We start from the raw sequence: 21,171 nt of genomic DNA, 5'->3' as shown, positions 1-21,171 counted from the left end.
CCAATCCCTTGACCAAAGCCTGATCAAAAAACCATACTCAGAGGTGGCTCACTTCTCGGTGGAAAAACCGGCTCAGTTCCGCGTGGAAATCAACAACCCGGCTCCCGGCGACGAGGGGTAATCCAAATGCAGTTCGTCAATCCGGCGCATCAGAACCAGATCGGCAGCCAAGGCCGGTTGCGGCAGATAGTAGACGCTGCCACGGCTGATTCCATGTATCCGGGCCTGGCGGCAGACGGACAGTTTGTGGTGACGGTCGGTTATTGCTTTCCGCTCAACAGTCCGGCCTTGCACGCACGCCTGCTTTCGCAGCAGAGACGCGCGGCTCTGTGGAGCAGAGTTCTCCGGTGTCATTTCACCAATCTTGGTATGCAGGCTTTTGATATCGACAACAGGCTCTGCTGTTGCCTTGCAACCCTCATCAAAGACATCCGCCACTCCGTCGAGCAACTGATCTTTCCACTGCTTGATCTGGTTTGGATGAATGTCGAACTGTTGGGCAAGCTCGACCATCGTTTTCTCGCCCTTGATCGTGACTAGCGCGACTTTCGCCTTGAAGGCGTGGCTGTGGTTACGGTGGGATCGTTTCGTCATCATGGCCCCTGTTCCCGGCATAGTGCCGATCTCAAAAGCCGAAAGCCAGTTATCTCACTTGTTCAGATTCTCCGAGCCACCTGCACCGCTTAAAGGGAGAAAACCCAAAAAACTCCCCCGCAACGATTTGGCCAGCCCACTTGCTCGCCTTCGCTGCCGCCAACACGAATTACCTCTGTTCACCATCTAGTCCTTCCATTGCAATCAACAATAAAACAAAAAACCAAATACCCAATTACAAAGCAAAAGGATTCATTATGGAAATAATTGTAACTCCAAAATTGTCAACAATATTGACGATAAATCATATTTACTTTATTTAAACTTTTATAATGTGATTTTTACAGTTGGCGCAAAATGTAAGCAGCGCTAATATTGTGATAATCAATGGAGAAGTGAAGATGCCCATAGACAAGAAGCGGCTCTACACGCCGCGAGAAGTGTTCAAAAATACCACGCTCTCTAGAAGCACCATCAACAGGATGGTGAAGAAGGAGAAATTTCCGGCTCCGATTCGCATATCATACCGCCGCATAGCGTGGGATGCCGATGAGGTTGACCACTACATCGTCAATTGCCCAGTGACACACTGAGCAGCTTGTCCGAAACAGCCGGCCTGCTTTGTGCGGGCCGGTATCTCACGCGTTGGCGTTGCCAAAAATGTTGCCAACTTTGGAAATGCCGACAGCGAATGTTGTATCGCTGACAGATTTTAAATCCGGGAAGGTTTGGGAACAAGCGGTAAAAAACGCGAAGAATTCGAATATTCATAGGCTTGGTAAATTTGGATGAAGTAAGCGACCGGTGCCACTTCCGTATCCGCAGCCAGCCATTTTTTCAGGCAAGGCCGTGTTGCATCTTACGGGAGGAAATCTGTGAGCTCCTCTTCAAAAAGGGAACACGGCCTTCAAAGCGCCTTCAAACCTGCGAAAATCCAAGTTTAACGTACGACAGCCGTATCCGCAAATTGTCGCTCCGAAGGTGCGTCTCGCGTGAATTTCCAATTTCGAATTTTGCAGTTATCAATACTACCACCGATCAGCCGACTGATTGGCGAAAAATCCCGCAAACGTGGACTTTTCGACCCTTTGACCAAAAATAAATTGTAGAAATGACTATTTCAGGAGGGACGTTTGCTCCGTGTTGTTATCCTGGATGTGCATAAGCAGAGAGCGTCGGTTGCGAGAACGACTTTACTCGTCTAGACGGTTATATATAGAAAATGATTTCGGCGGCTAAGCTGATTAAAATCTAAATATTGGAAGCAAAGGCCGCCAGTGACCGCTTCAATTACTCTCGGCCAAGGTCTCCCTCCTCTCCCTACGGATTTAATGACGGCGAGAGATCTCGGCCAAGTATTATTCATTGTCGGCGCAGGCGCATCCTACCCTGCTCCTTCATCGCTTCCTGATTTCGGTGGCTTGGTCGCTGACATCTATAAAGAAGTCGATCCCCCCATGGTGGGTCCGCTGGCAGCAGTGCAAACTAAGGGTGGCCCCTCCTGGGAGGCTGTGCCGGACCTTATGAATCATCAGCAACGAACTGAGCTAAAATTCTTTGCGCAACACGAATATGACGTCGTTCTGGGGATGCTGGAACGCCGGATAGATGGTGACCCGAGAAAAGCGAGCACGCTCCGCAGGGCGGCCCAGACGGTGCTTGAAAGAACAGTAGAGCCGAACTCTCTTCACTTTGCGCTCGTCCGCCTTGGCCAGCGTTTTGGCCAGACGTTGCTGGTAACTACTAACTTTGACCGCCTCCTAAGCATCGCTGCCAAACGTGAAAAATATTCCTCCACATCGTTCGCCCTCGGTGAAATACCAAATCCGAGCAGGAGCGCGGAATTTGCAGGTATTTTGCACATACATGGCATGCTGCCGCAAAAATCTGAAAGAGGTTCCTCTCTAATCCTGACGGACCAGGATTTCGGCGACGCATACCTCAGGCGCCACATCATCCCCTCTTTTCTTTACGACGCTGCTCGTATTTTTCACCTTGTGCTCGTGGGTTACAGCGCGAACGACTCGCCGGTGCGTTACCTTTTGAACGCGATCGCTGCTGACGAAAGGCACTTCAACGATCTAAAGCCCCGATACGCGTTCGTCGGCTGCGATCCGGATGATGAGCGTACGCCAGTAGAATGGCAGTCGCGCGGCATCACACCTATCGCTTATGATCGGGCCAATAACCACAAAGCGCTGGGCGACCTTCTGTCTCGGTGGTCGGAGATCATTCCCGATAAACGGAACACGTCACGTGTCCAGATTTATCTGAAGTCTCTAGCGAAGATGGATCCCGATAGTCCAGATGGTGTCGAAGGCAGGTCTTTCCTTCGCTATTATGTCAGTCGTAGCAATCCGAGCGAACTGGCGGAGTTGGCCAGACTGCTTGCTTCGAAAGCGGCTTCGCCGATATGGCTCTCGCTGCTAAACCAAGCGGTTCGCGATACGCAAAGGAGAGGCTGAGTTGAGAGCATCGCGGCCGTCCGATACTGATGTCGTTATCGCCCAAAACACACACGCCTTTGCTCTATCGCGGCTCAACGACCGAGAGTTTCTCGAATGGGCACTTAAGCTGGGTTCAGATCAGATTGCTGAGCGCACCGCCCTAAGGAGGCTTCTCGAGCTCCAGAACTCTGATTTGCGAGAGCCTTATCGACACGCTTGGACCTACTTGCTCGAATATTGGAACGAGCCGGCGTACGACAATGGCTACAATCGGCTTTTGCTTAAGCGGGAGTTAAATTCAGGCGCCTCGTCTTCTGAGGTTATCAAACTTATTACGGAGGCAGTTCGCCCCAGGATCAAGGTCGAAAGCGGCATAAAATACGAGGCTTTTGGCAACACACGCGCGAAGCACCCCAAAACAGTTCGAGACATATTCTGGATTTCGATGACTGGCGGAGAGAGGGTCACACCGGAAGAAATCGGCCTATCAGAAATAAATGATCGAGATTGTCTTTTTGAACTTGCGGCTGCGCTGAACAAAGCGTTGCTTACCGGGCTTAATCAGGCGAAGCGCATCGGGATGATCGCAAATGAGGCAGACTCAACGGCCTGGCTAGTCCATCGCGTTTATTTCGTACCGGCAGCAGAATTCGTTGAAGGCGGCGGAGAACCAGATCGCTACGCGAGGGGATTCGCGCCGACAATAAAACTGCTTCACGCAGTCTTTCAACGCCTTAGTGAGATAGACGGATCTGCTGCACTCCGCGTGATGGCAGCTTGGGACATCGATCGTTGGAAATTGTACAAGCGGTTATGGGCAGCAGCGGCCCGAGATGAAACCTTGGTGAATAGCGAAGATGTCGGTCGCTTTCTGATCAGCTTGAACGACACAGAGTTCTGGTTGTCGCATACATTTCCAGAGATTGCGGAGCTGCGAGCTGTACGGTGGTCTTCGCTTCAACAGGACCTAATCGCCCCGATCGAGCAACGGCTGATCGCAGGCGAACCGATCGCGCGATTGTCCAAGCGGCTTGGCAGGGACGACGCCAAGCTGGCGGTAAAGCGACGCAGTGTCACCGAACTCCAGCGGATCAAGGCCGGCGGCGGTCAGCTATCGAGAAGTACGGAAGAGTGGCTGAAACAAGCGCTCATCCAACAACCGAGAGAGAGTGAAGTTGTTTCGGTGACGGAAGGCTTCAATCCCGGAGTGAGAACGCTACACGACGACCGCAGCGGCGATCCTGCCTTTGCGGACGTTCCGTCGGCGAAACTCATCGATGAACTCGCCCGCCATCTGAGCGATGACGGATGGGAAAGCAAGAGTCGCGCGGCGTCGGATTTTATTGGTCGGAACCCAGATCTCGTTCTCGATCTTCTAACCGTGGGCTCCGGCTCATCAGCGCGGTTAAAAGTTTGGGAGGCCTTCGGGTATAGTTTCAGGCCCTCCGATCTGAACGCAACCATCGACCGCGCGGGTCCAAGCGATAAGACGCTGATCCTAACAGCGCTCAAAGCCTGTTTGGCAATCGCACACCTTGATGAATCGACTATTAAGCACGCACTCCGAGGCCTCACGTCTTGGATGTCGAGTTGGGATATGCTGTTACGTGGAGAGGACGACTACCTACGTGCGTGGCTAACACTGTGGCCTGCAGCGGTCGCCAAGACCAACCATGAGGCAGAGCATAATTTGCCTCTGCGGGATCGCAGCTATTCAAGTCCGGTCGGCAACCTTATTTCCGCGTTCATGCGAGCGTGCCCGAGCTCTACAAACCGTGCAAAACCTCTGGCTGAAACACCATGGAGCGACGCCTTAGTCGCTATCGAACGTGCAACAAGTGAGGCAAAGCTACAGGCGCAGTATCAGCTACTTAGTAACTTCAATTACTTTTGGGCTGCAAACAAGGCTTGGTCGCGAGAAAATCTACTTGAGCCGCTGGTCCTAGCAGCAGGTCCGAGTATCGAACTATGGCATGGGTTCTCTCTGACAAACCAGCTACCTCCGAAAGCCGTTCTGGAAGAGCTCAGCACGAGTATGATCGCGGCGGCGGCTGGAAAAGATTTGCCGGACGAGACCCGTGGATCCTTAAGCCAGCGAGTGGTCTTCTCGATGATTATCGATATGCGCAACGGCGAGAAGCTGGCAATTCCCGCGCAACTAACGCAGCAGATGCTGCGGATCGGGGGAGATCCGGTGCGAGCCCGCGCACTCGACACCATGAAAAAGTACCTTAGGGACACCGAAGCCGAGCCAAAGGATCCAGCTAAAAGGTTTGGGCTGGTCAAGAAGCTCTTCCAAGACATTTGGCCGAAGGAACTGACGCTCTCGTCACCGAGATTGTCGGATTCGTTTGCCGACTTCCCAGCCGCAGCTGACAATCACTATGCCGCGGCCGCCGAACTAATTCTTCCTTACCTGACGCCCTTTGACTGCTGGTCACTTTGGGACTACGGAGTTTTCAATCGCAACGCAGAAGAGAAAACAATTGACGGCATAAATTTGCCTGAAGACGCGGAAGCTTTTCTTTCAGTGCTCGACAAAACTGTCGGAGCGGAGGACGGAGCAATCATCCCAAACGGACTAGATAAGGCGTTAAAGCATATTAAGGACAAGAATCGAAAACTTGAAGCCGACGTGCGGTATCAAAGACTCCTGACATTATCTCGCCACTAGCGTGTGCGGTTGGACAAATTCCTGCGTCAGGTTTCACTGTCGTTTAGTCGTCGTTGCTCACGCTCTGTATATCGACTACCTACCTTTGAGCACGCATCGCGCGTTGATCTATCAACGGCATCTAGGGCTTAAATTCAAATTGAATGAACCCGTCGCAATATTGCTTGGCGCCCCGAACAATGCGTTAATCCGGTATCTTACGGTTTAAAAATTGCGATTGCCAAGCTGAGGAAACTGATTCCAATCGCGAGCCAAGAAAGCCATGGCTTCCACCACATCTCCCACTCCATGTACAGCTCCCTGCGAATCTGGCTCAGGGCTTTCTCTGAGAAATAGTATTTGCCATGCTTATCGTGCCATTCCCAGAAATCGGTCGCATAAGCCTCTTCGCGTGGGCGTGGGGGAAGCGGAATTCTCCAGCGCTCAGCACGTCTCCTCATCTGCGCAGTCTCGATTTGGGCTACAGCAGCTTCTAGGGTGCCAACATTGTGGATATACGCGCCCAAGCGCGATTGATATAAATCGTCCCGCGGCTTCAGTCCCTCCAGCTGCCTTTGCAGTTCCTTATCACAGTCATCAATGTCGCGGCGAAGTTGAATAAGTTCTTGCCGCTCACGTTGAGAACGCTTTAGGTCGCCCAGCCAGCTCATTTAAATACCTCTTGCTACCAGTTGCACCTGTCAAACTGAACCGTTCCGAGCTTGCCGAAATCCGTTTTATTAAGCTGCTCCATGGCGTTGCTCCTTAACGGTTCGTTGGTCGTAAGTCACGTCGCAACGCTCAGCGTCAGGTACCCATCCCTTGTGAATCCCCTGCTCATCAGAGCTTATGCAAGCCACAGCTGCGCATTGAGATGATGGCAGTCGCCGAGGACACTACGCAAGGCGGCGAGCACGTCACCGTCGAATGCCGCGAATAAAAGTTCAATTTCCGTCGACGCGGAAGGTTCCTCGGCGCTCAATGGGACTTCTGCACCTGATGCTGAGGCTTCACGGTTGCCCCCAAGACGTAAATGGAAGTCTTCTACGGCAGCCGGCTGAAGGATTGCTGGCGGAGTTCGATGGTTCTTTCCCGAAATGCCTTGGCTTTTGCGACTTCGGCGAGGGCTCTGGCGACGACATCATCATGCTGCGTGCTGCTCATTGTCATTCCTGTGCGACTGGACTTTGTTCTCTATATGTTCACATATTAGAGACTTTCAAGTCAAGCGTCGGAAGGAGACAGCATGGGGCGGCGTAAGGGTGAAATCACGATGGCTCGCGTCCACCGCGAGTGGCCGTTTAAGATAATACTGCATTGGGGTGAAGAGCGGCATAGGAGGGAACGCTTTGCCATCCTTACAGACGCGGCGGCACGCGGTTGCGGCCCGAGAAGTAGCTACGTCATGCTGCATGAGAACAGCTACCTCATGTTCTCATTCGCCAGTCTGGACGCTGCTCTCGACTTTCGCGCATGTTATCACGGCGAACTCGTCGAGCTTTCAGAGTTCGACAAAATCGGGAACTGGACCCCAGCGGAGGACGGCATGTGCAACCTGTATAACGTTACGACCACACAGGAGGCCATGCGGGCTTTCACGAAGGCGATCGACAGGCTCGGCAATCTCGAGCCGTCGCTGGACATCTATCCCGACAAGGTGGCGCCGGTCATTCGCAATCACGCCGGCGAGCGCGAGATGAGCATGCTGACGTGGGGCATGCCCTCCCCATCCTTCGTTACCAACGGGAAACCGGATACAGGGGTCACCAATATCCGAAATATCACTTCCGGCCATTGGCGCCGCTGGCTCAAGCCGGAGAGCCGCTGCCTGGTACCGTGGACGACCTTCTGCGAATGGGAGGACACCAAGCCGCGGAAGACCAAACGGTGGTTCGCGATCGACGAGAGCAAGCCGCTCGCCTTCTTTGCCGGGATCTGGACAGAGTGGAACGGGGAGCGTGGAAGCCTCAAGAGTCCGCGACCAGGCAGGCACGAGCTTTTCGGCTTCCTGACCTGTCCTCCGAACGAGGTCGTTGCGCCCATTCATCCGAAAGCGATGCCGGTCATCCTGCGAACCGAAGAAGAAATCGAGCTATGGATGTCCGCTCCCTGGGACCAGGCGAAGGATCTGCAGAGACCGCTGAAGGATGATGAGTTGATCCTGCTTCCGCTTTGACGCTCTGGAGCACCGGCGGTGTTATCTCCATGGTATCCGTGATGATGATGCCAAGCCCCTAAGCTAAGCGCTTTCGGAGTATCGCAGCAGATAGCTGAACAGCGGAGCCTTGAACTGATAACGAGAAGTATTCCACACTAAAGATGCGCTTGCTACCCACACCACTGCGATGTACGCTATGGTTGCAATGGACGGGGGTATGCGTATGTATATTAGAAATCCTGTTTTATTCAAAACTCATTACATTGTTGCAAGTGCTGGACGGCCGACGATGCACGATGCGTCGATCGAACACGAACCCGTGCTTGATAACGCGCGGGCGTCTTCGCCCTAACAGCCATCAGCCTTTGCTTCCCTGCAGGTCAGCCGGGTGACGACGGCTTCCGGGCCGACGTGACCACTTCTCAGAAAACAAGCATCCCTGCCCTGCTCTCGCATCGGCCGTGCCGCTCCGCTTCAACCGCGCAGATCCTGTCTGCGGCGGCCCCTACTCTATTGTCTCGGGCTTGGGTTCACCAGCATCAGCCCGAGCGTTTGCCGGTGCCTGGTTGGGCTGCAGTCAGACGGTCCTTGAACTCTCGCCGAAGCACTTCGATCGCGGCCGTAACCATGCCCGTATCTCGTAAGTCCTTTACCCGATTGAGAAGGTCATTGTAGAGTTGGCCTGCCTCGAAAGTGATCGCCCTTTGCGGCGGGGTCTGCTTGCACTCGACAAAAACCGCCTGGACAGTATCACCTAGGCGCTGGAGCAAGACCGGATCAACCTGCGCGAAAGCGTTGTCTTCACCGGCAGCAGAGGCAGACCTTGGGCCGGAGCCGGTCAGCACCCAGCCGGGATTAACTCCAACTTTTTTGAACTGCAGAAGCGTTTCACCACTCGGGACGCCCTCATTGCGCTCGATCTTCTGCCATGCCCGTAGGGAGAGGCCAATCGCATCGGCCATCTCTTGCTGTGAGAGCCGCGCTTCCTGCCGGATTTCCTTGGCGCGGGCTCCTATCGTCGTTTCATCGCTCACGCAAACAACATGATAAGCACTTTTGTGCTTGCAAATGAGCACAAAAGTGCTTATCCCTTCCATAAATACGGACCGACCGGTCCGAGAAAAGGGAGGCGCAGAGAGCCTCCCCGGTTTCAAAACGAGGAATGACTATGCACCGTGACCGCACTGCGGACAAGGCGGCGAAGCTGCGCCTTGAAGAGATGACGCGTGTGAAGTCCCAGCTCACGCTGGCCGGCTTCACCCTCCTCGACATTGATCGCCAGTACAATCTGCCTCGCGGCACTGCCGGCACGACCTTGCGGGAACCCAATGCCGCAGGCGAACGAGCCATTGCAGCCGCGCTCAAGACCCGTCCTCATCTCCTCTGGCGTTCCCGCTACCACGGCAATGGCAATCGCCTCACTCCTCAGCCCACCGACAACTACCAGCGCTCGACGATGCGCGACCGCCGCCCAAGCGACGCCGACAAGCAGGAGGCCGCGTGATGGTCGTGGAGCGGGACAACAGACGCTGCTCTGGCCTTTGCCATCCGCATTTCGCGGCAAGCGATACAGCCGATTTTCGCCTCGGCCGTCAGACGTCTTCAAAGACCCGCTCCACACCCCGAGCCTCGCGCCTTTTCCGGTTTCCCACAACGCCGAAACAACGGCCCGGAATAGACAGAAATCCGTTCATCCCGGCTCAGTCCAGGGTCTGCAGAGTCGCCGAGATGACAATGATCTTCTCGGCACTCGTCAGCGGCCTCACGGCCGTCGCACTAGCCGTCATTCACCAGATCCCGGGACTCATCCCATGATCGTCCGCCCTTCCCACGCGCCCCGTCTGGCCCTGTTTCTCGTATCGGTCGATCAAACCGGGCGCACGTGCCTGCCGGTATCCCTTCCCACCGGCAGGCACAACCATCTACCGGAGATCCGCTCATGCTGAACCGGCACGACGAACACGCCATGTATGACGCCACGATCCACGCCTGCATCCTTGCGGTGCGCGAGGGTTTCCCGCATCTCAGCGCCCGTGACATCATCGATCCGCCGCGCCAATGGTTCGATGCGGCCCTCGCCCGCCAGATCGCCCTCCACCTGATGGTTGTCGAGTTCGACTGGCCGAAACGCCGGATCGTTATCCATGAGGAGCGGTCCCGAGAAGCGATCAATCGAGCCTTGCGCACGATCGACGCGCGCCTGGAGGGCTCGCGCTTCGAAGCGCACTACCGCCGCATGGCGGAAGCCGCACGTGGATTTCTCGCCGAGCAGCTCGAAGAGCAGGAGGATGCAGCCTGATGGCCTCCTTCAAGACAATTCGGCTTTCAGACATTGCCGTGCCGCCGCGCCTTCGAGATGTCGAGGAAGAGCATGCAATCGCGATCGCTCAGTCGATCGTCGAGCATGGCCTGATCAATCCAATTACGGTTCGGGCCACGCCCGCCGCAAAGAGCGGGAAATACACGCTCGTTGCGGGCGCTCATCGTCTACGCGCTTTCCAGCTGAACGACGAGGATGAGATCGACGCCATTGTGGTCGAAGCGGACAAGCTCGAGGCCCAGTTGGTCGAGATAACCGAGAACCTCTTCCGCAATGAGTTGTCCGTCATCGACCGGGCTACATTTGTCAGCGCCTATCGGGAGATCTGGGAACAAAGGCACGGAAAGGTGGCGCCCGGCCGTCCTGGTAATAGTGCCAACTTGTCACAATTATTCCAGACCGAAACAGCCGGCTTCGCCTCGCACGTGGCAGAGCGCATGGGACTGTCCCGCCGCGCCATTTTTCGCCTCGGCAAGATCGCAAAGCTTCACGCGGATGTTCGCTCCGCTCTACGCGGAACCCCCACGGCAGACAATCAGTCACAACTGTTGAAAATCGCAAAACTCGAGCCCCAGAGACAGCGCGAGTTGGCCACCGCGATCGGTCTGATGGATCACGACGTCGAACGCGCATGGTCGGAACTAGCGGCTGTCCGCCCCAAGTCTCAACCGGACGAGGACACCAGGCAGAAAGCCGTTCTTCTCAAGCTGCAGGCCGCCTGGGACGAGGCGAGCGAAGAAACCCGGGAAGAGTTCCTAAGCCTGATAGGTCAGGTGCCGGACACCCTGCTGGCCGACCTTCGGCGGGAGGTTGTGCAATGAAACATCCCGACCAGTTCGATCTCTTCCAGGCTCCTCTCTTTCCGACACGATCGCCATCAGCGCAGATCGATATCAGGCGCTTCCGCGCGAAACTGAAGCGGGCCATGGCCCAGGCTATCCGCGAATGCCCACACGACCGGCCGACCATCGCAGCCAGGATGGCACAGTATCTCGGGCTGGAAACCCTCTCCAAGACAACGCTGGATGCCTACACCGCCGAGAGCAAGGAGACGCACGACATCAGCCTGATACGCTTCAAGGCCTTCGTGCGCGCTACCAACGCGAACTGGCTATGGGACCTGGTCGTCTCGGAAGACGGGCTGATCATGCTGGAAGGCGACGAGGCCCGCCTCGCAGAAATCGCGAGGCTTCAGCAGGAACAGCGTGAACTGGCAAACGAGCTGAGAACCCTGCGCGCCATTCCCGTCAACATCAAACGGCGGGGTAGCTCGCTATGACCATCATCACCGCAATGCTCATACTCGCCGCATTTGCCGCCGCCCTGCTCGGTACCCTGTTCACGGCCCGGAGATCCGCCACACTGAGCGTCATCCTGGGCTCGACGATGCTCGGGATCTTCCTGCTGTCGAGTATCGTCATCGGGATGCTGCGATGAAAGAGTGGTTCACCGTGGCCGAACTGCTTGCAGCCGATCTGCCAGACATGCCTGCCGATGCGTCCGGATATAGCCGATACATCGGCCTTCATGGTTGGCGTCTGCAGCCTGAGAAAGCCCGCAAGCGGGCAGGTCAAAAAGGCGGCGGCTACGAATACCACCTGACGCTCCTTCCCGTCCCGGCACGACAACGACTGTCTCTCATACTCGCCCTCGCAGCGGACGAAGAACGGTCCGAAAAGGACCGGCGCCGCAAGTCTCGCTGGAATGCCTTTGAAGCCCTGACGGCGGATCAGAAAATGGTCTGTGAAGACCGTTTAAAGGCTCTTCGAAACGCCTATGAGCTGACCTCGGCGGGGCTGGGTCGCACCAATGCCATGAAGGCGGCCGCCCATCTCGCCGGCGTCAGCATGCCGACCCTCTACGCCTGGGACAAGCTGATACAGGGCATTGATCGGGAAGACTGGCTTGCGGCACTCGCTCCTTCCGTGCGGTCCAAGACGGGCGCGGGTCAAAAGATCGACGAGGACGCCTGGGATTTCCTGAAATCCGATTACCTACGTCCGGAAAAGCCAACCTTCTCAGCCTGCTACAGGCGAATGCTCAAAGTCGCCAAGCGGCAGAAATGGTTGTCGATCCCCTCCGAAGACACCTGCAGACGACGGTTCGATCGTGAAGTCCCGCGCGCGGTCCAGGTGCTGGCGCGTTCGGGCAAGGACAAGGCGAAGACGCTCTTTCCCGCTCAGCGCCGTGTCCGCACCCATTTCCACGCCATGCAGGCCGTTAACATGGACGGGCACAAGATCGACGTCTTTATCTCCGTGCCCTGGTCCGAGAAGCCGATCCGCATGTTCCTGGTCTGCATCCAGGACCTCTATTCCGGAAAGATCGTTTCCTGGCGTCTTTCCGATGCCGAGACGTGGGAAGCCGTGCGGCTTGTCATCGGCGACATGGTCGAGGTCTTCGGCATTCCGGACGATATCTATCTCGATAACGGACGTGCCTTTGCCTCAAAGTGGATCTCCGGCCAGAGCAGGACACGCTTCCGCTTCAAGGTGAAGGAAGAGGATCCGCAAGGGTTGCTCGTCACCCTTGGTATCCAGCCGCACTGGACAACGCCCTATTCTGGTCAATCCAAGCCAATCGAGCGCGCCTTCCGCGACCTCGCAGACAATATCGCCAAGCACCCCTATTGCGCCGGCGCCTACACCGGCAATCGCCCGGACGCCAAGCCGGAAAACTATATGACCAGAGCCATTCCGCTCGAAGGCTTCCGGATGCATGTCGCGGCACAGATTACCGACCACAATGCGCAGGAAGACCGACGCGCCGCAGCCTGCGCCGGCCGCAGCTTCGATGAGACATTCACGGAGAGCCTTGCAAATCCGTCGACGATAGTCCGGTGGCCAACAGCGGCGCAGAAGAGCCTCTGGTTGCTGGCATCTGAAACCCTGCGCACGAAAAAGGGATCCGGAGAGATTCACTTCCAGGGAAATCGCTACTGGTCCCGCGATTTGAACGCGATATCCGGCGCGAAGGTCACTATCCGTTTCGATCCAGACAAACTGCACGAGAGCGTTCGTGTCTACGATCTGGATAACCGTCTGATCTGCGAAGCGGCCTGTATCGCCGATACGGGCTTCGACAATGTCGATGCGGCCCGTCAGCATGCCCGCACCAGGCGCGACTATGCCAAGGCGCTCCAGGCGCAGCGCGAGGCGCACACCAAACTGACCGCCGCTCAACTTGCCGACATCATCTACCGCGGCGAACCAACGGCGCCCGGGAAGTCCAAACCTTCTCGTCCGGCGGTGACGCGACTGGCGACGCGTGGAAGCACGGCGCCCCGCGTCGAAACGGACGCCATCAGCGACGACGAATTTCTTGCCAGCTTTTCGAATGCGGTGGCCCGCGCAGCGGACAGCGCATCGATCCTCGAATTCCCCAGGTCCGGGAATGGGCCGGCGCCCGCATCCGCCGGTCGATCGCATGAGCCGAAACGTAGGTCGTACGGTTCCAGACAAAAGAAGGGCGGGAGTGATCCTGCCCGCTAAAAGCCCCCAAGGGGGTTGCAAAGGGAACCTTCTAGATGAGCCGATACACGCCCACCAATATAGGCAGTTGGGACCGCCCCCAGCCGACACCCGACTTCCTCTCCAAGCATGACAGTGCCGATGTAACCGAATGGCAAATCCTGACCGCCCGCGTCATGGAGGTCGCATCCCTCAATCGCTGGACTAAGGCCGAAGTGACCCGTCGCGCGGGCATGCGAGACGGCACCTTTTCCCAATGGTTTTCCGGCAGCTATCTCGGTCGCCTCGATACCAACAACCAGACCGTCCGGCATTGGCTCGATGCCCTGGAGGACGCCGCCTCGCTGGCCGGAGCCATCCGCCAGTCTCCACGCTTCATCAAGATGCGCGGCAGCGAGGAAGTGGCAAGCACCCTCCGCTGGGCACAGATGACCGGCGACATGGTGATGATTACCTTCGGCGCAGGAATGGGGAAGACAGCCACCTGCCGCAACTACGTCGCCACCAATCCGCATGTCTATCATGCGACGGTCAGCCCCCACACCAAGACGGTGCACGGTATGCTGACAGAACTGGCAACCGAACTGGACGTCCAGCAGCATAACCCGGCCAAGCTTACCCGTGCGATCGGCCAGAAGCTGGCACGCATCGGCGGCGGTTCGTTGCTGATCATCGACGAGGCGCAGAACCTGGTAGATGAAGCCATCAACCAGCTGCGCCACTTCGTCGACATCTACCAGTGCGGCGTCGCTCTGGTCGGCAACGAGGAAGTATATAGCCGCTTTGGCCGCACGAATGGCGGCCCGTCCTACGCCCAGCTGAAAAGCCGCGTCGGCACCCGCCTGAAGCGGATCAAGCCATATCTCGAGGATCTAGAGACCTTCATCGCCGCATGGGACGTCACCGATCCCGATGCAATCAAATTCTTGATCGGTGTCGGCATGAAAGGCGGCGCTCTTAGACAGGTCGATAAGACGGTCAAGCTCGCCTATTCGATCGCCGACGAGCGCGCAGAACCACTTGGTCTGAAGCACGTCCAGGCGGCCTGGAAGAACCGGGACGTGGAGGGACTGGCATGATCCGCCTGTCCGTCGAACTCAAAGCCACGGCCGATGAACTGCCCAAGGCAAAGCCGGCGGATCTCCCCGAGATCGCGAGCGAATTGCAGGTTCTCGCGCGTCTCGCCGCCAGCATGGAACGGGAACTCGATGTGCTCCGCCTCGGAGAAGCGTCGAGACAGGGCGGCAAGGCGCTCGAACAACTGGCCACCGAACAGCTGACGCACCTGGTCCGCGATCCGGAGGGCAAGGTGATCCACCACGACTTCGGGAGGAAGCCATGATCCTCAATGCATCGGAAGAGGTGCAGGCCCTGCGTGAAGCGCTGAAGCCCTTCAGCCAAAGCGGCTGCCTGCTCGACGGCGAGCAGGTGACCAACATACTCGCCTGGCTCGGAACGATCCGCGCCCTGGCAAGGGAAGCCGAGGAAGAGGTTCTGATCCTGAACGGCGCCCTGAAAGCGCAGGATGACCGTAACCGTGGCCGGATACGGACCCTGCGTCCTCTTGGCCGCGACGACGCCAGCGCCAAGATCGTCCCCCTGGTGGCCCGTCCGCGGTTCCTGCGCGCATCGCCACCGGATGACGGAGACGCAGCATGACGAGGCTGATGATCCCCGTTGAGATCCCGGTCGAGGTCATCGCCGATGCCCTCGCACCGGATATTGCGAGAGCCCTTCAGCAGAGGGAGGGCGACAAAACCACGAAGAAACACCGAGCACCGTCCCAGAGCCTGGTGGAAGCCGCTAGGATCCTGGCGGACGCCCTGACCCGCTTCGAAGACAGCGAGGGCACGCGAGACGAGCAGCGTGCACGGGCGAACCTCAAGGCCGCCGCAAGCGGCGTTCGCAAGGCATACCGCAACTTCACCAAACCGATCAGAGGACCGCAGTCATGAACAGCGTCATCATCGAAGAGCAGCCAGACAACGGCATTACCATCGTCAACGGGCGGGAATGGATGGAGGACGCTAAGGGCCATCTGGTGCCACTCGCCAACGTCAAACCCGAAGACAAGCTGCAGGACGAGACAGTCCGGAAGATCATTGGTTTCGCCAAGTCGCTGTCCGCCCAGATCGCCCGCTTCAAGAAGCACACCATTGCCGACATCAGCGCATTCGATGCGCTGCTCGAGCAGGAATACGGCCAAAAGATCGGCGGCAAGAAGGGCAACTCGACCTATTCAACGATCGATGGGCGGATGCGCGTCGTCGTCCAGTTCGCCGATCAGGTCAGCTTCGGCCCGCAGATCCATATCGCCAAGGCACTGATTGACGAGTGCCTGACCGAATGGTCGGCAGACGCCCGCCCGGAGATCCAGTCGATCGTGACCCGCGCCTTCAACACCGACAAGGAGGGACAGATCAACAAGGCGGAGATCTTCATGTTGCTTCGGCTCGATATCGACGACGAGCGCTGGCAGCGCGCCATGGATGCCATCCGCGACAGCATCCGGGTTACGGGATCAAAGGGCTATATCCGGTTCTACGAGCGAGAGAACGGTGACGACGAGCTGCACGCGATCACCATCGATTTGGCCAAGGCGTGAGTATAAGCAATGTCCTACCAAGAAATGATGCCTACCCACTTCAAGCCTCAGCAATACCCCATTTTTTCTTCGAATTATTTAGCATACATCTGTAGCAAAAAAATTTTTCTCCCGAGACCTCTACATGATATCGGGATAAAGAATTCGAAGCTTCTCTATCCGCCTTTTAAGCTCCTCCATCCCTCTGTTGAGAGCCGGATAATTCTGATCAAGTTTGGTGAGGCAATATACAATTTGCTCCACCCCGCTGCCGTATGCGTCGTCGACGAACCAGAAAGCGAAGTCCTCTTCTCTTTCCTGACCGTACCTTTTCTGGTTCGCAATTCGACTGGCTGCAGTAGTGCCCTGCGCACTGATCGCTTTGACCTCCCCGACCGCACGCGTCAGGGAACCATCGAGATATTCGAACGCCTGTTCAAACTCCCTCGAGTTCAGAATTTTTTCAGTGCCGCAAATCGCTTTCTCGACTTCATATGCCCGAGCCATGACAAGTTTTGCTTCATGCGGGGCAAGGGAGAATGCCAGAGCCAAATCCGTTACAAGAAACGTGGTAGCCCTGATCTCTTCGAAGTAAGCTGTGACCAGCCTTTCCATGGCCGCGTACTCATTTCGCAAATTCAGCGCAACCGTATGATTGTGCCGCCGCTCTTGCGCTCTATCAGACCCCTCCATAGCGCGGACAGTCCAAGCAGCCGCAAAAACCGCAATAAGACCAGCGATCAACGTCTGGAAATCATACACCCGCTGAGCCAACCCTTGAGTTCGATCACCGAACATCGCAGGCGGCAAAATAAGCATTCCGGCAGCAACCAATCCTGCCCCGAAGAAAGCGCTGGCGGTGCTAACTCGCATCGAAACTTTCCTATTCAGTCTGTTGAGATCACAGAACCGTTCCACGTCCGTTGCTCGGCCGCAAGCCATGTCCGGAATACTCCTCAGGACAGTTTCAACAACAACATTGCAATTCGAAGGGATTTAGCATGACCTCTTCAATCGCTGCCCTCCACGTAGCCAAGAAACAACTCGGCCTCGACGACGACACCTATCGCGCCAAGCTTGCCAGGATCACCGGCAAATCCTCCGCCAAAGATATGAGCGAGCCCGAGCGACAGGCCGTCCTTTCGGTTCTGCGCAATGAAGGCTTTTCGTTATCGACCGCTTCAGGGCGCCATGGCAGCCGGCGCAAGCTGACCGGCAAATATGCGCCCAAACTGCAGGCGCTCTGGATTGCCGGCTTTAATCTCGGGGTCATCGATGATCGTGAAGACAGCGCCATGATCGCCTTTATCAGGCGACAGACTGGCGTTGATGACACCCGGTTCCTGCATCACGCCGACGATGCCCGAAGGGCCATAGAAGGGCTGAAGGCGTGGCTGCACCGCGAAGCCGGCGTGGACTGGTCCGACAAGAAGAGCCTGCCGCCCTATGCTGCCGCCCATGGCTACAGGATCGCCCAGGCACAGTGGCGGATGTTCGGTGGCGCTGCCGCCGACTTCTGGTCGGTGGTGAAGGACATTCTTGACGAGGACAGGGCAACCCGCGATCTCAGTGCTCACCAGTGGATCACCGTGATGAACTATTTCGGGGAGCGCATCCGGTCTTCAAGGGAGGCCACGCCATGAGCCGGAAGCCGATTGCCATTCCCATGCCGGTGGCAAGCAGCGCCTGGCCCGATGTTACCGATCACGCCGTGCTGCGCTACCTGGAGCGCCGCCATGGCCTCGACGTGGCCTCCATTCGCGAACAGATCGCCAGGGCCTGCATCGACGGTGTGCGCTACGGCGCCACCGGCGTGACCCATGATGGCGTGAAGTTCGTCCTGCAGCAGGAGCGCGTCGTCAGTTGCCTGCCGACCAACTGGCACTCCCGGGATCTGCGCACTCCGAAACCCGAGGGAGACGGCTAGATGGGCCGTCACCTTCCCCTGTTCCGCCAGGCTGAGTTGAAGAGGCTTCAGGAGCGCCGCGAAGCGCTTTTGAAACGTCTTCAACATCTGCGGCCGATGAGCCACCGGCGGGTCGGCGTCCAGGCAAAGCTCTGCGACATCACCACCGAGCTGCTGCGCCTCGAACGGGAGGAAAGGCCGCGATGATATCCAACGCGATCAAGGTGCCAGCCCACATCCAGCCCTATACCGATGTGCTCGGCATCGCCTTGGGCGTGGACTTCCTGTTGGCCTTCGGCGGCACGCCGGTCTACCTCTCCGAACATCCGCAGGAGCGTTCGCCGGTCCTGCAACTGGTGGGCAAGGAGAAGACGATCGAACTGGCGAAGCGCATCCATGTCGGTGGTGTCACTGTGCCGACCGGAAAACCCTTCATCGCCGAATATTTGCGCTATAAGGGCCTGACGAACATTGCCATAGCCCGGCGTCTTCATGTGACCGAGACGACGGTTCGCAATTGGCTCGGCCGACAAGTGGACGCCCAACTGGACCTGTTTGGCTAAGTTGCCGCAAAGCTGGCGAGTGTTATCCACCGCCTCATTCAGGGACACTGCAAACCAATCGGACTTGCTCTCAGATTGGTACTTCCCTTGCTGGACCTTCACAAAATCAACCCGCAATTCCTGCTGTCGATCGTGCCGCGAGCCTCGGGCAAAAACTATTCCGCAGCACAGGTATCGATTGCCGGACATATCGCGCCGCTGGTGCCGGATCTGTTTGCCTATGCGGCACTCACCAGTTCGCTGAGGATCGCACATTTTCTGGCGCAGCTTGCCCATGAGAGCGACAGCTTCAAGACCGCGGTCGAATATGCGTCCGGTCGCGCCTATGAGGGCCGCGCCGATCTCGGCAATACGAGAGCCGGTGACGGCGTGCGCTATAAGGGTCATGGCCTGATCCAGCTGACCGGCCACGGCAATCACCGCGCCTTCACACTCTGGATGCGAAAGATCATCCCCGGCTGCCCCGACTTCGAGGCCCATCCCGAGCTTGTGGCCGAATTCCCGTGGGCGCTGTGGGCCGCCATCTATTTCTGGATGGAGCACGGTCTCAATCGATTTGCCGATCGCGATGACCTGATCGGCGCCACCCGTGTCATCAACGGCGGCACCAATGGCCTCGAAGACCGTCGCCAGTGCCTCGGCCGCGCCAAGACGGGCATGGCTCGCCTGTCGGCCGGAGAGATCTCGATCGCCCAGGAGGGCTTCGAGGTCCTGCATCGCGGCAGCGAGGGGCGTGGCGTGGCGCAACTCCAGCGCGGTCTGTTTGCCGCTGGCTACTCGGTCGCCATTGACGGCGACTTTGGACCCGGCACGGAAACGGCCGTGCGGATGCTTCAGAAAGATGCCGGCCTGACCGTTGATGGCATTGTCGGTGCGAACACCTTCGCTGCCCTCAAAGCCTATATGCCGCCGGAGGTCTAGCCGATGGAAAAGCCTTCCTACAGATCCTCCCGCCGTTTCATCTGGGTCAATGTCGCGCTCGCCTGGATGGTCATTCTGATCCTCTGCTCAAGTGCTGCCTTCGGCCAGACAACGGCCGTCGACATCGCCACGATCGCCCTGCCGTCGATGGTGGCGATCGTCGTCGGCAGCTTCAGTGTGCATCGCGGCTTTGGCTCGCTCGACATGCGCACCATGGGGCTTGCCAGCAGTCGCGGCGATCCGCCTGCATCAGCCGATGCCCAGGGATTTCCGTCAGAACCTCAAGTTGGCGTCCCGTGATCAAGCTCGCGCCGTATCTGATTGGCGGGTTTGCCATCGCCGCGCTGCTGCTGGGAGCTGCAGCGCTCGTCAATTCCGGCCTCGGCAAGATCCGGGCGATGGAAGCGGCAGCCGCCAAGACGGCCGGCGATGCAAGGGATGCATACTGGCGTGCCGAGATCGAGAAGGCCAATGCCGAAGTCGCGCGGGTGCGCCAAAACCTGGCCGAACAGGCGCTCAAGCAGCAGGACCTGGCCGCACGCGACATCGCAGGCTTTGAAGGCGACCGCACCGACCTGGAGAAACAGAATGAGGCCCTTGCCGAGGATGATGACCGCTGCGGTCTTAGCCGTGACCGCGTCCAGCTGCTCGTCCGTTGAGAGCGAGACGCCGAAGCCGCAGATCAAGACCGTCTATCTTGATCCGGTCATCCCGCCGGCAGCAGAGATCGAGTGTCAGTTGACGACAGTTCCGCGGGACCAAGCGCTCACCGACAAGCAGACGCAGGATCTCTGGAACAAGGATCGCACCGAGATAAAGGTCTGCAATGTCAGGCGCCGTCTTGCCGTCTCGGCTGCAAAGGCGCCGGCGTCGGGGAGCCCAGAATGATGCTCGATGTCCAGCAGGTTCTACCCTATCTCAGCGTGCTTCTCGCGGCGATCGCCCTTCTCGGCCATGCCAAGAATTTCTTCTCCTCCGGAGAGAAGGTCATCATGGCCAAGCTCAACGAGCTGGAGACGGCGCTGGCCGCCAAGGTCGAGCAACACGAACGGACGCTCGTCGACCACGACCGACGCATCCAGACCAGCGAGAACGAACTCAAGCACATGCCGAACAAGGACCAGGTGACGGACCTGAAGCTCGCGCTGTCGGATCTGCGCGGCAATGTCGGGACGCTGACCGAGACGCTGGGGAGCGTATCGAGGACCGTTCACCGCATCGACGACTGGCTTCGCGAAAAGGGGCAGTGATGAACCATCTGAGTTTTGAAGAACATGCAGCCCAGGACGCCCGGCTGATTATCCTCAAGGGGCTGAACGACCAGACCGACGGCCGGCTGAACGAAAGCATGCTGACCACGGTGCTGAACACCTTCGGGCATAACCGCTCGCGCGAATGGACGCGCACCCAGATGCTGAAGCTGAAAGAACTGGGCGCCGTCGTCATCGTCCAGGCCGGCACCGTGATGATCGCCTCGATCACTCGCGCCGGCGTCGATCACCTCGAACGTCGCTCTGTGATCGACGGCATCGCCAAGCCCTCGCCTGAGGTGTGA

General features: G+C 57.6%; 28 protein-coding genes and 1 pseudogene. 25 read left to right on the top strand and 4 right to left on the bottom strand.

What is annotated here, in order from left to right:
* Positions 1-114: 114 nt before the first annotated feature.
* Positions 115-615: pseudogene (locus tag J2Z17_RS20700) on the bottom strand (transposase); the annotation flags it as partial.
* A 380-nt stretch (positions 616-995) separates the two neighbouring features.
* Between J2Z17_RS20700 and J2Z17_RS25620 the strand changes: the two are divergent.
* The 3 genes from J2Z17_RS25620 to J2Z17_RS20685 all read left to right on the top strand — a co-directional run bounded on the left by J2Z17_RS25620 (position 996) and on the right by J2Z17_RS20685 (position 5,715).
* On the top strand, positions 996-1,187 hold the full coding sequence (locus J2Z17_RS25620; protein WP_209947801.1) for a helix-turn-helix transcriptional regulator: 192 nt from the start codon (positions 996-998) through the stop codon (positions 1,185-1,187).
* 738 nt (positions 1,188-1,925) lie between these two features.
* A complete protein-coding gene (locus J2Z17_RS20690) occupies positions 1,926-3,059 on the top strand; it encodes an SIR2 family protein (protein WP_209947800.1) in 1,134 nt (377 codons plus the stop codon).
* Position 3,060: 1 nt separating this feature from the next.
* Positions 3,061-5,715, top strand: a complete 2,655-nt coding sequence (locus J2Z17_RS20685; RefSeq protein WP_209947798.1) for a hypothetical protein — start codon at positions 3,061-3,063, stop codon at positions 5,713-5,715.
* 197 nt (positions 5,716-5,912) lie between these two features.
* On the opposite strand, the gene J2Z17_RS20680 is transcribed toward J2Z17_RS20685, so the two are convergent.
* Complete coding sequence (locus tag J2Z17_RS20680) at positions 5,913-6,365, bottom strand: hypothetical protein (protein ID WP_209947797.1); 453 nt, start codon at positions 6,363-6,365, stop codon at positions 5,913-5,915.
* Positions 6,366-7,240: 875 nt separating this feature from the next.
* On the opposite strand from J2Z17_RS20680, the gene J2Z17_RS20675 reads away from it, so the two are divergent.
* A complete protein-coding gene (locus tag J2Z17_RS20675) occupies positions 7,241-7,870 on the top strand; it encodes an SOS response-associated peptidase (protein ID WP_209947827.1) in 630 nt (209 codons plus the stop codon).
* A gap of 521 nt (positions 7,871-8,391) precedes the next feature.
* On the opposite strand, the gene J2Z17_RS20670 is transcribed toward J2Z17_RS20675, so the two are convergent.
* Positions 8,392-8,886: a helix-turn-helix domain-containing protein gene (locus J2Z17_RS20670; RefSeq protein ID WP_209947795.1), complete on the bottom strand. Its 495-nt coding sequence runs from the start codon at positions 8,884-8,886 to the stop codon at positions 8,392-8,394.
* A 134-nt stretch (positions 8,887-9,020) separates the two neighbouring features.
* Between J2Z17_RS20670 and J2Z17_RS20665 the strand changes: the two genes are divergently transcribed.
* From J2Z17_RS20665 to J2Z17_RS20615, 11 genes are all read left to right on the top strand, one after another.
* Positions 9,021-9,356 (top strand): helix-turn-helix domain-containing protein, encoded by a 336-nt coding sequence (locus tag J2Z17_RS20665; protein ID WP_209947793.1) that lies wholly within the window; start codon positions 9,021-9,023, stop codon positions 9,354-9,356.
* A gap of 435 nt (positions 9,357-9,791) precedes the next feature.
* Positions 9,792-10,151 (top strand): hypothetical protein, encoded by a 360-nt coding sequence (locus J2Z17_RS20660; RefSeq protein ID WP_209947791.1) that lies wholly within the window; start codon positions 9,792-9,794, stop codon positions 10,149-10,151.
* Positions 10,151-10,993, top strand: a complete 843-nt coding sequence (locus J2Z17_RS20655; RefSeq protein WP_209947789.1) for a ParB/RepB/Spo0J family partition protein — start codon at positions 10,151-10,153, stop codon at positions 10,991-10,993. The genes J2Z17_RS20660 and J2Z17_RS20655 overlap by 1 nt, the downstream gene beginning before the upstream one ends.
* A complete protein-coding gene (locus J2Z17_RS20650) occupies positions 10,990-11,451 on the top strand; it encodes a hypothetical protein (RefSeq protein WP_209947787.1) in 462 nt (153 codons plus the stop codon). The genes J2Z17_RS20655 and J2Z17_RS20650 overlap by 4 nt, the downstream gene beginning before the upstream one ends.
* Positions 11,448-11,609 (top strand): hypothetical protein, encoded by a 162-nt coding sequence (locus tag J2Z17_RS20645; RefSeq protein WP_209947785.1) that lies wholly within the window; start codon positions 11,448-11,450, stop codon positions 11,607-11,609. Before J2Z17_RS20650 ends, J2Z17_RS20645 begins: the two co-directional genes overlap by 4 nt.
* Complete coding sequence (locus J2Z17_RS20640; RefSeq protein WP_209947783.1) at positions 11,606-13,663, top strand: transposase domain-containing protein; 2,058 nt, start codon at positions 11,606-11,608, stop codon at positions 13,661-13,663. Before J2Z17_RS20645 ends, J2Z17_RS20640 begins: the two co-directional genes overlap by 4 nt.
* A gap of 35 nt (positions 13,664-13,698) precedes the next feature.
* A complete protein-coding gene (locus tag J2Z17_RS20635) occupies positions 13,699-14,721 on the top strand; it encodes an AAA family ATPase (RefSeq protein WP_209947781.1) in 1,023 nt (340 codons plus the stop codon).
* Entirely contained in the window at positions 14,718-14,984 is a 267-nt protein-coding gene (locus J2Z17_RS20630; RefSeq protein WP_209947779.1) for a hypothetical protein, read from the top strand. Before J2Z17_RS20635 ends, J2Z17_RS20630 begins: the two co-directional genes overlap by 4 nt.
* Entirely contained in the window at positions 14,981-15,301 is a 321-nt protein-coding gene (locus tag J2Z17_RS20625) for a hypothetical protein (RefSeq protein WP_209947777.1), read from the top strand. The genes J2Z17_RS20630 and J2Z17_RS20625 overlap by 4 nt, the downstream gene beginning before the upstream one ends.
* Positions 15,298-15,597: a hypothetical protein gene (locus J2Z17_RS20620; RefSeq protein ID WP_209947775.1), complete on the top strand. Its 300-nt coding sequence runs from the start codon at positions 15,298-15,300 to the stop codon at positions 15,595-15,597. The genes J2Z17_RS20625 and J2Z17_RS20620 overlap by 4 nt, the downstream gene beginning before the upstream one ends.
* Positions 15,594-16,247: a DUF3164 family protein gene (locus tag J2Z17_RS20615; RefSeq protein WP_209947772.1), complete on the top strand. Its 654-nt coding sequence runs from the start codon at positions 15,594-15,596 to the stop codon at positions 16,245-16,247. The genes J2Z17_RS20620 and J2Z17_RS20615 overlap by 4 nt, the downstream gene beginning before the upstream one ends.
* Positions 16,248-16,367: 120 nt before the next feature.
* On the opposite strand, the gene J2Z17_RS20610 is transcribed toward J2Z17_RS20615, so the two are convergent.
* Positions 16,368-17,099, bottom strand: a complete 732-nt coding sequence (locus tag J2Z17_RS20610) for a hypothetical protein (RefSeq protein ID WP_209947770.1) — start codon at positions 17,097-17,099, stop codon at positions 16,368-16,370.
* Positions 17,100-17,227: 128 nt separating this feature from the next.
* Here J2Z17_RS20610 and J2Z17_RS20605 point away from each other — a divergent pair, with 128 nt between their 5' ends.
* The 10 genes from J2Z17_RS20605 (at position 17,228) to J2Z17_RS20560 (ending at position 21,171) form a co-directional block, all read left to right on the top strand.
* Positions 17,228-17,869 carry a gp16 family protein gene (locus J2Z17_RS20605; protein ID WP_209947768.1) on the top strand — a complete coding sequence of 214 codons (642 nt, stop codon included), beginning with the start codon at positions 17,228-17,230 and terminating at the stop codon, positions 17,867-17,869.
* Positions 17,866-18,153 carry a hypothetical protein gene (locus J2Z17_RS20600; protein ID WP_245224247.1) on the top strand — a complete coding sequence of 96 codons (288 nt, stop codon included), beginning with the start codon at positions 17,866-17,868 and terminating at the stop codon, positions 18,151-18,153. The genes J2Z17_RS20605 and J2Z17_RS20600 overlap by 4 nt, the downstream gene beginning before the upstream one ends.
* Positions 18,154-18,339 carry a hypothetical protein gene (locus J2Z17_RS20595; protein ID WP_209947766.1) on the top strand — a complete coding sequence of 62 codons (186 nt, stop codon included), beginning with the start codon at positions 18,154-18,156 and terminating at the stop codon, positions 18,337-18,339. It abuts the gene before it with no gap.
* A complete protein-coding gene (locus J2Z17_RS20590) occupies positions 18,336-18,695 on the top strand; it encodes a helix-turn-helix domain-containing protein (RefSeq protein WP_209947764.1) in 360 nt (119 codons plus the stop codon). The genes J2Z17_RS20595 and J2Z17_RS20590 overlap by 4 nt, the downstream gene beginning before the upstream one ends.
* Before the next feature lie 87 nt (positions 18,696-18,782).
* Entirely contained in the window at positions 18,783-19,616 is an 834-nt protein-coding gene (locus J2Z17_RS25285) for a peptidoglycan-binding protein (protein ID WP_245224246.1), read from the top strand.
* 3 nt (positions 19,617-19,619) lie between these two features.
* A complete protein-coding gene (locus tag J2Z17_RS20580; RefSeq protein ID WP_209947762.1) occupies positions 19,620-19,916 on the top strand; it encodes an NAD(P)+ transhydrogenase beta chain in 297 nt (98 codons plus the stop codon).
* The gene (locus tag J2Z17_RS20575) at positions 19,913-20,275 is read left to right on the top strand and encodes a hypothetical protein (protein ID WP_209947760.1); all 363 of its coding nucleotides are present in this window, start codon (positions 19,913-19,915) and stop codon (positions 20,273-20,275) included. Before J2Z17_RS20580 ends, J2Z17_RS20575 begins: the two co-directional genes overlap by 4 nt.
* The gene (locus J2Z17_RS20570) at positions 20,247-20,504 is read left to right on the top strand and encodes a hypothetical protein (protein WP_209947758.1); all 258 of its coding nucleotides are present in this window, start codon (positions 20,247-20,249) and stop codon (positions 20,502-20,504) included. Before J2Z17_RS20575 ends, J2Z17_RS20570 begins: the two co-directional genes overlap by 29 nt.
* Positions 20,501-20,866: a DUF2730 family protein gene (locus tag J2Z17_RS20565; protein WP_245224245.1), complete on the top strand. Its 366-nt coding sequence runs from the start codon at positions 20,501-20,503 to the stop codon at positions 20,864-20,866. The genes J2Z17_RS20570 and J2Z17_RS20565 overlap by 4 nt, the downstream gene beginning before the upstream one ends.
* Positions 20,866-21,171 (top strand): VpaChn25_0724 family phage protein, encoded by a 306-nt coding sequence (locus tag J2Z17_RS20560; RefSeq protein WP_209947756.1) that lies wholly within the window; start codon positions 20,866-20,868, stop codon positions 21,169-21,171. Before J2Z17_RS20565 ends, J2Z17_RS20560 begins: the two co-directional genes overlap by 1 nt.

Source organism: Heterorhizobium halophytocola (genome assembly GCF_017873095.1).
Lineage (GTDB): Bacteria > Pseudomonadota > Alphaproteobacteria > Rhizobiales > Rhizobiaceae > Allorhizobium > Allorhizobium halophytocola.
The sequence above is the reverse complement of the archived record's forward strand: the minus strand, read 5'-3'. Positions and strand labels throughout refer to the sequence as shown.

Bases quoted from the DNA above. Each gene is read 5' to 3' on its own strand.
- J2Z17_RS20560 (WP_209947756.1), top strand. From the start codon at position 20,866: ATGAACCATCTGAGTTTTGAAGAACATGCAGCCCAGGACGCCCGGCTG.
- J2Z17_RS20620 (WP_209947775.1), top strand. From the start codon at position 15,298: ATGACGAGGCTGATGATCCCCGTTGAGATCCCGGTCGAGGTCATCGCC.
- J2Z17_RS20615 (WP_209947772.1), top strand. From the start codon at position 15,594: ATGAACAGCGTCATCATCGAAGAGCAGCCAGACAACGGCATTACCATC.
- J2Z17_RS20680 (WP_209947797.1), bottom strand. From the start codon at position 6,365: ATGAGCTGGCTGGGCGACCTAAAGCGTTCTCAACGTGAGCGGCAAGAA.
- J2Z17_RS20660 (WP_209947791.1), top strand. From the start codon at position 9,792: ATGCTGAACCGGCACGACGAACACGCCATGTATGACGCCACGATCCAC.
- J2Z17_RS20600 (WP_245224247.1), top strand. From the start codon at position 17,866: ATGAGCCGGAAGCCGATTGCCATTCCCATGCCGGTGGCAAGCAGCGCC.
- J2Z17_RS20605 (WP_209947768.1), top strand. From the start codon at position 17,228: ATGACCTCTTCAATCGCTGCCCTCCACGTAGCCAAGAAACAACTCGGC.
- J2Z17_RS20640 (WP_209947783.1), top strand. From the start codon at position 11,606: ATGAAAGAGTGGTTCACCGTGGCCGAACTGCTTGCAGCCGATCTGCCA.
- J2Z17_RS20580 (WP_209947762.1), top strand. From the start codon at position 19,620: ATGGAAAAGCCTTCCTACAGATCCTCCCGCCGTTTCATCTGGGTCAAT.
- J2Z17_RS20590 (WP_209947764.1), top strand. From the start codon at position 18,336: ATGATATCCAACGCGATCAAGGTGCCAGCCCACATCCAGCCCTATACC.
- J2Z17_RS20625 (WP_209947777.1), top strand. From the start codon at position 14,981: ATGATCCTCAATGCATCGGAAGAGGTGCAGGCCCTGCGTGAAGCGCTG.
- J2Z17_RS20665 (WP_209947793.1), top strand. From the start codon at position 9,021: ATGCACCGTGACCGCACTGCGGACAAGGCGGCGAAGCTGCGCCTTGAA.
- J2Z17_RS20690 (WP_209947800.1), top strand. From the start codon at position 1,926: ATGACGGCGAGAGATCTCGGCCAAGTATTATTCATTGTCGGCGCAGGC.
- J2Z17_RS20675 (WP_209947827.1), top strand. From the start codon at position 7,241: ATGTGCAACCTGTATAACGTTACGACCACACAGGAGGCCATGCGGGCT.
- J2Z17_RS20565 (WP_245224245.1), top strand. From the start codon at position 20,501: ATGATGCTCGATGTCCAGCAGGTTCTACCCTATCTCAGCGTGCTTCTC.
- J2Z17_RS20645 (WP_209947785.1), top strand. From the start codon at position 11,448: ATGACCATCATCACCGCAATGCTCATACTCGCCGCATTTGCCGCCGCC.
- J2Z17_RS20655 (WP_209947789.1), top strand. From the start codon at position 10,151: ATGGCCTCCTTCAAGACAATTCGGCTTTCAGACATTGCCGTGCCGCCG.
- J2Z17_RS20630 (WP_209947779.1), top strand. From the start codon at position 14,718: ATGATCCGCCTGTCCGTCGAACTCAAAGCCACGGCCGATGAACTGCCC.
- J2Z17_RS20595 (WP_209947766.1), top strand. From the start codon at position 18,154: ATGGGCCGTCACCTTCCCCTGTTCCGCCAGGCTGAGTTGAAGAGGCTT.
- J2Z17_RS20635 (WP_209947781.1), top strand. From the start codon at position 13,699: ATGAGCCGATACACGCCCACCAATATAGGCAGTTGGGACCGCCCCCAG.
- J2Z17_RS25620 (WP_209947801.1), top strand. From the start codon at position 996: ATGCCCATAGACAAGAAGCGGCTCTACACGCCGCGAGAAGTGTTCAAA.
- J2Z17_RS20650 (WP_209947787.1), top strand. From the start codon at position 10,990: ATGAAACATCCCGACCAGTTCGATCTCTTCCAGGCTCCTCTCTTTCCG.
- J2Z17_RS20610 (WP_209947770.1), bottom strand. From the start codon at position 17,099: ATGCGAGTTAGCACCGCCAGCGCTTTCTTCGGGGCAGGATTGGTTGCT.